The organism is Bacillus sp. JJ1562 (assembly GCF_036962705.1).
Classification (GTDB): domain Bacteria; phylum Bacillota; class Bacilli; order Bacillales; family Bacillaceae_L; genus Ferdinandcohnia.
In genome coordinates this window covers 56,768-67,324 of sequence record NZ_JBALOQ010000033.1, presented here as the reverse complement: position 1 = coordinate 67,324, position 10,557 = coordinate 56,768, and the positions used below count along the sequence as shown (strand labels likewise).

7 protein-coding genes are annotated in these 10,557 nt (G+C 38.9%); 3 read left to right on the top strand and 4 right to left on the bottom strand.

Annotated elements, in window-relative coordinates:
• A partial coding sequence (locus V7097_RS18575; protein ID WP_335705132.1) for an MSCRAMM family protein occupies positions 1 to 3,078 on the top strand: 3,078 nt, incomplete at its 5' end.
• A gap of 154 nt (positions 3,079 to 3,232) precedes the next feature.
• The gene (locus V7097_RS18570) at positions 3,233 to 3,688 is read left to right on the top strand and encodes a hypothetical protein (RefSeq protein WP_335705131.1); all 456 of its coding nucleotides are present in this window, start codon (positions 3,233 to 3,235) and stop codon (positions 3,686 to 3,688) included.
• Positions 3,689 to 3,770: 82 nt separating this feature from the next.
• Here the strand turns inward: V7097_RS18570 and V7097_RS18565 are convergent, their stop codons facing one another.
• From V7097_RS18565 to V7097_RS18550, 4 genes are all read right to left on the bottom strand, one after another.
• On the bottom strand, positions 3,771 to 5,930 hold the full coding sequence (locus tag V7097_RS18565; protein WP_335705130.1) for a PKD domain-containing protein: 2,160 nt from the start codon (positions 5,928 to 5,930) through the stop codon (positions 3,771 to 3,773).
• A gap of 59 nt (positions 5,931 to 5,989) precedes the next feature.
• Complete coding sequence (locus V7097_RS18560; protein WP_335705129.1) at positions 5,990 to 6,202, bottom strand: twin-arginine translocase TatA/TatE family subunit; 213 nt, start codon at positions 6,200 to 6,202, stop codon at positions 5,990 to 5,992.
• 63 nt (positions 6,203 to 6,265) lie between these two features.
• Entirely contained in the window at positions 6,266 to 7,570 is a 1,305-nt protein-coding gene (locus V7097_RS18555; RefSeq protein ID WP_335705128.1) for a multicopper oxidase domain-containing protein, read from the bottom strand.
• A 32-nt stretch (positions 7,571 to 7,602) separates the two neighbouring features.
• On the bottom strand, positions 7,603 to 9,033 hold the full coding sequence (locus V7097_RS18550; protein WP_335705127.1) for a multicopper oxidase domain-containing protein: 1,431 nt from the start codon (positions 9,031 to 9,033) through the stop codon (positions 7,603 to 7,605).
• A 409-nt stretch (positions 9,034 to 9,442) separates the two neighbouring features.
• On the opposite strand from V7097_RS18550, the gene V7097_RS18545 reads away from it, so the two are divergent.
• A complete protein-coding gene (locus V7097_RS18545) occupies positions 9,443 to 10,504 on the top strand; it encodes an LLM class flavin-dependent oxidoreductase (protein WP_335705126.1) in 1,062 nt (353 codons plus the stop codon).
• Positions 10,505 to 10,557: the final 53 nt, after the last annotated feature.

Genomic DNA, 10,557 nt, shown 5'->3' with positions numbered 1-10,557 from the left:
TTTACGGTACAAGGTGGTAAAGTAATCAATCCTGAACGATTACATATAGATCTTTCAGAGAAGGCATCAAATGTAGCTGGATCGGTCGTGAAGAATGGGAAGCCTGTAGTAGGGGATTGGGTAACTGCTCGTACTGTTTCAGGGGAATCACTATGGTTTAATGGCAAGATAGATGAAAATGGGAACTTTGGCCTTAATTTACCAGATGGTGATTTTGTTATCGAAGGAATCTGGGTAGACGAAGAGCAAAAATGGTACCCACTCAATTTGAATTTCTCAGTAAAAGCTGGTGTGCTGCAAGGTCAATCTGAATTAGTAATTGATCTAGGAGGTGAGCAAGACCTCAATGTTAAAGGATCAATTTCAAATGAAAATGGTAAAGTGGAAAATGTGGATATTTCAATTAAAAGTGTAGTTACCGGAGAATATTTCTATACTTCTACTAATGAGAACGGTGACTTTGGACTTCAACTAGTGGATGGCCATTATAAGATTGAACTTGTTGTTGTAGATGGGCAATTGTATACGCCTATTTACTTAGACAAGGAGTTCTCGATTGCAGGCGGGAAACTCCAAATAGCAGGGGTTGATGCTAAATCACTAGATGTCACATTACCACAACTTTCCCTTAACGTTCAATTAATAAAGGACGAGGAACCGCTTAAGAATATTGAAGTGGAAATTGTACAATCAAACAAAGATGGTGCCCGCTATATCTATAAAGATGTGGATCAAAATGGAGTTGCTTCACTAAGACTGCAAGATGGGGAATATAGGGTTGGAGGATATTACGATAGTGAAGACAAATTCTACTATTTGGATGAACCCGTCACTATTTCAAATGGTACTACAAGTCCGAATCCATTCATTATAGATGTAACGACTACTAATCTTACTAAAGTTCAAGGAAGTTTAAGTGATAGCAATGGTTTTGTTGGAAACGCAAGAATAACTTTTTATAATGAAACAATTGAAGATATCTTTGTCACCAATGTAAATTCCGAAGGCTCTTATTCAGCGGATCTGCCAGATGGTGAATATTCCATTGAAAGTATCTATAGCGATGCATTTAACTATGCGTATGATGTCAAAATTAACTCTGGTGATAACCGTTTTACAATTCGTGAAGGAGCCGTTTCAGTAAATGGAGACGAAATTGAAAGCTTAGAAGTTACTATTCCGACAGAATCTCTAAAGGTTCAAATTCTCAATAATGGGGTTCCTGTTAAAGGATCTTTATTAATCTTCAATGATGATGAATCATGGTATGCAAGTACAAATGTAAATGGGGAGTTAAATCTTCGTGTTCCAACAGGGGAATATACAATTTATTCTTTTGATACGGAAGATAACACTTATCCAATTAATAAAATCGTAACGGCCAACAATGAGAGTCCAGAAATAGTGATTATTGATTTAGCTATTCCTGGTGATGGCATTGTAAGTGGAGTTGTGATGGATGGAGATACCTTAGTTGTTAATAGCGAGTTTGTTATTCAAAACATTACTGATTATTCTGGTTACTACACTGTATTAACCGATGAGAACGGTAGATTTTCAGCTGATATTCCAGATGGAGACTATGTGATTGAAGATATAACAGATACTAACTGGAATCCAATTGCTTCAGTTGATTTATTATTCTCAGTGAAAAATGGAAACATAATTGTAGATGGTAAGACTGTAGATGAACTAACACTTAATCTACCACCTGAAAGTTTACATGTTCAGATTCTAAACAATGAAACTCCACTATTGGGAGAAGTCGATATTCGCAAAATGATATCTGGATATGAAATAAGCTATATTACAAATTTGGATGAGAATGGAGAATTTACTCTTCGTGTTCCTGATGGTATTTATACTATTTCCGGTCTTTATGAAATGGATCCGCCATATGACTGGTATATAATCAATCAGGATGTTGAGGTCTTGAATGGAACAACTACTCCAAATCCATTTGTAATTGATCTTGACTTAGAGACTAGTAATATAGGAATTGTTCAGGATGAAAACGGGCCATTATCTGGAGGATTCGTTGAACTTAAAGATTCTGAAGGTGACTGGCATAGTTTTGATGTAGATGAAAATGGGGAATTTTTGATTGACTTACATGATGGGAATTACGTGGTTAAAGGGTATTACTCGGAAACCATTGGTGATGTTGCTCTTGAAACCCATTTTTCAATACAAGATGGAGTATTGTTTGTTAATGGAAATGCCTCCAACCAACTTATCATTACACTCCCTACTGTGACAGTAGTAGGAGCGGTAACTGAAGATAATGGTACAGTTGGTCAGGGGAAAATTGGGATTCTTGATCTGAATGATGACGATCCATATTCTCGCTATTATGTAGTAGATCAGAGCGGAAACTTTTCATTAAGATTACTTGATGGGGAGTATTTGGTTACTGCAATAACTCAAAATAATCCTGGTTATGTTTCCATACCGATGCATGTATCCTTCTCGGTGCAAGAGGGGGCATTGTATGTTAACGGTGCAGCTTATGATACATTAAACCTACTCCTGCCACAGCTTAACTTTACGGGTCAAGTTGTACAATCGGGAGAGCCTTTGGGAGATTCAACGATTCATTTGTTGTCTGAGCTGTTACAAGGCTTTTATCAAGGCTTTACAGTAGGCACTGATGGGGATGGATTTTTCTCACACCGCCTTGGGGATGGAAATTATGAAATTACAGGTGTCGAATGGCTTAATGAGTATTTTAATAAATTTATTGAATTTGAGGTTTTGGATGGGGTTCCATCAATCGACCTAAGTATATTCGAGATGAGTGAAATTTATGGAAATGTACAAGGACTGGTCCAAGCTGAAGATGTATCATTACTTGAAGGCGGAGCTTTCTTATATTTTGAAAACACTGCAAACCCCGGTGACTGGGACTATACTGATGTTAATAGTAAGGGAGAATTTGGTTTACAATTGCCAGATGGAAATTACACTGTGGTTCAATTCTATTCAGGAGAAGCAGGCTTTATAGATCTGCAAGTTAGTTTTACTGTTCAAAATGGTGAACTCGTGGAACCGCTGGTTGTTACACTTCCTAATCAGTAGTAGTTTCTGAGGGTAGGACCAAAGCAATAAGATAGAAAGTTGCAGAATTCCGCAAGGAAATGTCGTAATATTCCGTAAGTGTCAGAGGTATATAAAAAAATAAGGAAAAGAGTTATTCTTTTCCTTATTTATTTTTCTAAGGAGGAACAGCATTGTGAATAAAAGAATAAGATATTTTTTCAGTATGGTTTTTGTCATGATTTTAGCACTAGTTATAAGTGGATGTAATGACAGTAAAGTTGTCTCAAATTCAGAAACTTCTGATAAAAATTCAGAAGCAACTGAAAAAGATACAGAAACAGCCGAAAATAACTCAGAAACGATAGAAATGGATACAAAGGACTCAGAGACAGCTAATCAGGATATTCAGGATTTTGTCCTTGAGAATACTAAAATGGTTAAAATTTTTAACATCAGTCAAAGAATCCACCAAAAACAACCGGACCTTGGTCCATTCCATGTAGCAAGAGGGATTGATGAAAGAGGTCAGAAGACCGAAGTCTGGATCAAGGATAATAAAATCTATGAAATGATCAACTCTGATAATAGTCAAGCAGCGGCAAGCAATAACGGTGAGGAGGAAGAGAATACAGATACAGAAGAAAATTAAATAAAAATAAAAAGTCCCCCGATTAGAAAAGTCTGTAATTAGCAGAACTTCTAAAAGGGGGATTTTATTTATTAATGAAACTTTATCTAATGGTTACTGGGTAATTTGTTATTTTTCCACCTGAAGTTGATTCAACGGTAATTGTACCACCTTGTGTAATGGCCAAGCTAAGATTTGTTGCTCTAAATCTCCAATTTCCTAAATTATCAACGTTAACTGTACCTAGAACCTTGCCGTTTGGATTGGCTGAATCGAAAATTTTAATGGTAACCCTGACACTAGGTCCAAATACATCGGATGTACCATCAATTCTCCAGTCTCCGTCCCTGGTGCGATATTGTGCAGTTGTAACGGTTAGATTATCAGGAACAGTAGAGATTTCTACTTCGTCCTTGGCTGTTTTTCCATCAGCACCTGTTACAGTTAGTTCAAATGTAACTGGATTTGTCTGTTTTGGGAAAGTGAAAGTCGGTTTATCCGTATTGGCTCCATTTAATGTTACAATTTGTCCGCCTACTTGTTTCCAGGAGTAGGACACTGCATTTATTGATCCACTTCCATCGAGTGTAACGGCAGTTCCTTGTTTGATACCTGTCTGGTCAGGGCCGGCATTTGCTGTCACTTCAGGAATTGTTTGTGAACCCTCGATGGTAACCTTTGTGGTGCTTGTTGATGATCCATATGGACCTGTTATCATCAATTTAAATACATATTCTCCTGTTTTGTCTGGTGCAGTAAATGAAGCTCTTACAGTATCAGCATTAGAAAGCGTAACTTCTTCTGGGCCAGAAACCTGTTCCCATACGTAAGTAAGATTATCTCCTGTTGACGCTGAACCATCTAAAGTTACTTCTGAGCGAGCAGCAACTTTTTGTTCAGCACCTGCATTAGCCTCCACAAGGATTGGTTTAACAGGGATACTGTTAATATCAACAGGGATTGTTACAGTTCCACCTTTCGTCGAAGTGATGGTAATCGTCGGTGAAATATAGGTCACTTTCGAGATTTCTAATGTTCCAGATTCGGGGACATTCACTTCAAAACCTTTAACAGTGAGTGTCGGAGGATCTACCTCATCACTCGACTTTGCAGTAACCGATAGTTTTTGGTTATCTGGGTTATAAACTGCTGTCGCGGTGATTCGGTCGACTAGTGCAATTCTTTTTACAAAATCAGGATTATCTGTAGTATTCCTTAAAGTAACTTCTGTTGGAGGTTCATCTCCAGAATAAGGAACATGTGCATAATATTGAGTATTGCCACCGGCTAAAGGAGTTCTTGCAATACCATCACCTGTAACTACAATTTCTTGTTCAGTTTCAGAGTATACAAATACATCAATTGCTCCACCATCTTCCGTTTGAGAATAGGTGGCTTGTTGAATATCTAAGCCTGCAATCGTAGCTTCTTTCCCTGCTAATGAAAATTGGTCTGTTTGAATACAATTAGAAATACCTGGACAAGCATTGGCAGAATAATTTCCACCACTTCCGATACCTGGCCCCTGGATTCTAAAGTAGTTTTGGCCTTCATAGCCACCAATTATCTTGTGATCAACGTCTGGATTACCAACATAACCAGCTGGTGCCTGTGGTCCAACCGCTGGATCCCATCTTAAAAACGTTCCAATGCGACTATTAAGTGCAGCACTGAAGGGACCTCCTGCTCCAATATCTTCTGTATAATTTATTTCACCTTCATCATCAGCTTTGATCTTATCTTGTCCGTAAGGATGAGTAATCGTATAATCTTGATTTGGCTGTAATCCTTCCACTCTAATACGGATTCTTCCAAAAACCGTTTGGTCACCTTCTTTTGGTGCCTCTTGGTTAAAGGTAGCTTCGAGAGCGAGCACAACAAGGGCATCATCCCTACCGTTATTTCCTTCCATTTCAGCTTCTGCGAGTTGATAAAATGCCTCTCCAGGATAATTGTCCGGGAATACAATAGGTTTATTTGGATCAAAATCTTCAGGTACCAATCCACATAAAGGATCTTGGGCATCTAAGCAAAGCTCAAGTTTTACTCCTTTTGAGTCTTTATACCAAATAGGGAAGCCATTGAAGTCGTTAATTGGTCCAACCTGGGCTAATTTAGGAACATTTGGTTGAGTAATTTCAATTGCATTCGCATTATTCCAGGGATTTACACTAGTTATAACAAAGATAAAGGCAAACAATACAAGTAGTATTTTTTTACTTGATAACCTTCTCTTTGTGAGATTTTTTTTTCTTTTCAACATGAGTAGAAAATCCTCTCCCTTTTAATATTAATGTATTTTATCCCGTCTAAGCGGGAAGTTTAAAGATTAGAATTTTGGGGTTTCTTCTTTTGTTCTTCAGTCATTTCGTCTTCAAGTTCAAATTCTTCAAAGGTTTCCCTAGTAGATTTTTTAAATTCTTTCAATGTTTGACCTACAGCGCGACCTAATTGAGGAAGCTTATTAGGTCCAAAAATAATTAACGCCATGAATACAATTAGAATTAAGCTCGGAAAGCCAAGATTGCCTATCATAAAAAATACCTCCTTCCTAAAAAATACATAAGAACTTTGAATCTCTTTAAGGGTCGCTAGCTGTTACTTGATTTCAATTGGAATTCTCCCATTAAGGAGAAAGGAATTACTCAATAGATGTCTGAATTCTATCTGTGCATAGGTATCTAGAGGACTAGTAGGTTTGAACAGAACATCAATGCGTTGTGCAGTGGTCATTTCAATAGGTGTGCCTGCTGACACCTTATAGGCATGATTGTATTTTCCATAAGGTGGAACACCCAACGCACGACCGTCTGCTGCAATGACGATGACATCGACAGGAAAGGTAACCTTAATTCTTGAATATGCCGCACAAAGTAGTCGGACTAGAATTGTCTGATTAACCTTAGCGTTAATTGATATTTGCATTCCTTCGACTCCACTATTCAGTGCACGGGGAATCGTAAGAGCCTTACTTATACCTACTGTACTTCCTATAACACCTGGAAAATCTTTACCTGTTACCACGAAATAATCGGGATTATAATCATGAAAGGCAAAGAAATTTTCACTTCCTCTATCATTCGTGCGAAATTCATCATTTACTCCTGGTTGAGTCCCATGTTTAGCAAAGGCTTGATGTGCATGATGGGCTTGTTCGCGCCAGGCCGAATCGATATCATCGATTACCCAAAGTGCCTCCACATCATACGGAACTGTCATTGCGTGTGGGTCACCAAGTTCAATATCACTCGAATTGAATCCAGGGAATTCTGGAAATTCAGATAGGTTTGCTGCCGTACGGCGGGGATAACCTCCCGCGTTTGGACCAACAAAGGCATCTGGTGGTTCGACAATTAAGAACCCATACAAACCGAATTCAAAATGTTGGGCGGTATTCCGATGGCAGTGATAGAAATAGCTTCCAATATGGTTAGGCTGCCACTGATACCTATATTCACCAATCTCCATTGAAGTGTGTCCAACCCCATCATTCATGGAAGAAGGCTCAATACCGTGCCAATGAATCGTATGAGGTGTCTGCCCACCCCCTTCTACAAATGCGTGAAATACTACGCCGCGCGGAATACGAATGGTCAGAGCTGGAAAAGTCCCTTTATCTGCCTCTTTTACATCTGAACAAGCAATGAGAAAGAACTCTAGTTCTTTGCCATTCCACATCTTGATGTCTTGGGTCCTCATTAAATCTAAACTTACGGTATTATTGATTTTCATCTTCGCATCTTTCACAGTCCGAGCAATAAATGCAGGTACCGGATTTGTGGGGTTCAGATACTCTGGAGTCGGTGGACTAGCTGCAGGTGGATCAAATGATTTGACCCACTCTCCTTCATGTCCAGAAATTGATCTGCGAAGGATACGATGACCGGGACTAGAAAATGACATGTTTCTGTTTCTCCTCCTTAATAAAATATTGTTTACGTATGATTCGAATCGTGTTGATTGGTAGGACCTGCTGCAGGTCCAGTCGAATCAGGGCCATGACTAGACAATTTTACATTAGGGAAGGTTGTTACTCCTCCTCTTGTATTCCGGTCACCAATAAAATGTATTCCACTCATCATCCCTAGACCATAGTTACCGCCTTGTGCAGACTGGCTTGGTTCGGTATGATCATGCATCGGGTAACAAAGAGGTGATGATCTTACTGAAATATCGGTACTGCCAGCCATAGTCCCTATATTTGGAAAATGCATATCCATTTCTTCAACAGGCGGCCATACAGGATGTGGAACAGAACTAGGTATTTTAGGGTTTGCCACTGACATAAGAGGCTCATCCGGAAGACCTATTCCCCGCTGATTTGGAATATCAGGCGGTCTAATAAAGGGAACTGCCCATTCCATTACATCAAGAGAGTTGACAGTAAAAGTGTCTACCCAAAGAGGGTTTTCTTGAACCACCCCGTTGACTCCGATAACATAATAATGATTGGCGTGAAGGTGCAGAGAATGCATCGATAAACCGGCATTCAGGATTCGAACTACTACAGGTTCTCCCACTCTGTGATGGGGTGTAATAAAAGGATTATGAGCTGCGAAAAATCCTGACTGACCATTGATGGTAAAGAATTCAGGTTTCCGGTTCAATCCGTCTGATCTAAATAGATCGTTTTGGAAGAGCTTTACGAATTCCCCAGCTGGATAGTTCTTCCCCGGTGGATATTTACCTACCTCTTCAAACAAACGAGAGCTTGCTTCGTGAAGAATCCACACATACTGCCGGAAGGGAGGAGTATTGGTTGCCGCGTCTCCCTGCTCCCAAGCTAACCCTGGGAAATGGCTGGAGCTTCCAAAGTCATCAAACAATTCTTGTACAGCTCGTGTAGGGGAAGAGTATGGGGTGAATTTGTGCCCTACACTTGCTTTATTTGGCATGACGATTAAAGCGCCATGCAGTCCCATCATTCGATTAACAGGTTGGTTTAGGTTGTCATAATATAAATAGGTTCCTGCTTTTGGAGCTATAAACTCAAACGATTTGGTAGCACCAGGTGGAATAGGACCACTGTTAACTACACCTTTTATATAAAATGAATGAGGCTCATCTAGGGCATTTTTAATTTTAATTTTAACTGTATTTCCTTCTGTCAAATAAACTAGAGGACCAGGTATTTCAGCTGGGAAATTTTGTTCCTTGTATAACCAAAAATAGCATTGTGCATTGTTGATTGAGTTATGGGTTATCATGTCTTTTACAGCATCAGTAATGGTAAAGTCAAGGGACGGGACAAGTCGTGCTGATTTTACCAAATGGGGTTCTTGAGTAATCCAAGATGGTATCGTGCTACTTACGATTAATGCTGCTAACCCTCCTCCGAAATACTTAATAAAATCTCTTCTTTTCATGATTTCCTCCTTTTAAACTAAACAGATAGTAGTTTTTTCAAGCTTTTAATCAGGAAATAGTTAGGAACGTATAATTTCAATATATCCTTTTACACAATTGAGAACGTACTGTTCTTTATTAGGAATATTAGCTCATATTACTATCAATGTAAAAGTATTTTATAAGACAATAAACTACAAATGGGTATTTAAATTGGGATATTTGTCGCACTATGATTGTTGACAAATGGGACAAAAGTCGGATATAAAGAAAACCATTTTAGTTTATTGACTAAATGATAACTTACTTGACATAAGTTTATTATATAAATATACTGACTTACATAAAGTAACTAAGTGTGAAGATAACAAAATGAATAAAAACAAAATTGGGAAAGTTAAATTAAGAACGATATAGGAGGAAACCTTTATGACACTTGACAAGAATAGTGGTATTGAAATTGGTATTTATACACTTGCGGATATTGGACCGAATCCCCTTACAGGGAAGACACTAACTGCCCAGGAAAGAGTAAAAGAAATCATTCAAGCCGCAAAACTGGCTGATGAGGCAGGACTAGATGTATTCGGAGTAGGAGAACATCATCGTCTAGATTATGCTTCTTCATCTCCTGCAGTATTACTAGCTGCTATTGCCCAAGGAACAAAAAATATTCGATTAACAAGTACAACAAGTGTTTTAAGTACGCTTGATCCAGTTCGTCTATTTGAAGATTTTGCTACATTGGATCTACTTTCGGATGGACGGGCCGAAATACTGGCTGGAAGAGGTGCTTTTATCGAATCATTTCCTCTTTTCGGTTATAGTACAAATGATTATGATGAATTGTTTGAAGAACATATGGACCTCCTGTTACAATTGAGCGAAAATGAGACTGTCACATGGTCAGGGAAGTTCCGTTCTCCTTTAAGGAATGCTGAAATTTCGCCAAGACCGGTACAAGAAAAATTACCAGTTTGGATTGGAGTCGGAGGAACGCCTGAGAGTGCCGTTCGTGCTGGAAGATTTGGGGTGGGTATGGCTTTAGCTATTTTGGGTGGTCATCCAAGACGTTTTAAGCCACTTGTCGATTTGTATCGTCAAGCGGGAATTGATGCTGGACATGCACCTCAAAGCTTGAAGATTGGTGTAACAGGTCATGCTTATTTAGCTGAGACGACTCAGCAAGCCAAAGACGAGTTTTATCCTTATTACTCCAACTATTGGGAATATGTGAACCGTCAGCGTGGAATGGGGACAAGGATGTCACGAGAAGACTTTGAGCATATGGCTAGTCCGGATACTGCTTTGTTCGTGGGGAGTCCACAGCAAGTCGTCGAGAAAATCCTTCAACAATACGAACTCTTTGGGCACCAACGTTTCCTTGCACAATTAGATATAGGTGGTCAACCTTTTAAGAATGTAGCAAAAGGAATTGAATTGTTAGCAACGGAAGTAGCTCCAATCGTTCGTAGAGAAACAAGTAAATAATATTGAATCAAAAAATATCAGACTCAATTTTGGTGTCTGATATTTTTTTCTTT

Coding starts and splice junctions, on each gene's coding strand:
- V7097_RS18565 (WP_335705130.1), bottom strand. CDS start 5,930: ATGTTGAAAAGAAAAAAAAATCTCACAAAGAGAAGGTTATCAAGTAAA.
- V7097_RS18560 (WP_335705129.1), bottom strand. CDS start 6,202: ATGATAGGCAATCTTGGCTTTCCGAGCTTAATTCTAATTGTATTCATG.
- V7097_RS18555 (WP_335705128.1), bottom strand. CDS start 7,570: ATGTCATTTTCTAGTCCCGGTCATCGTATCCTTCGCAGATCAATTTCT.
- V7097_RS18550 (WP_335705127.1), bottom strand. CDS start 9,033: ATGAAAAGAAGAGATTTTATTAAGTATTTCGGAGGAGGGTTAGCAGCA.
- V7097_RS18545 (WP_335705126.1), top strand. CDS start 9,443: ATGACACTTGACAAGAATAGTGGTATTGAAATTGGTATTTATACACTT.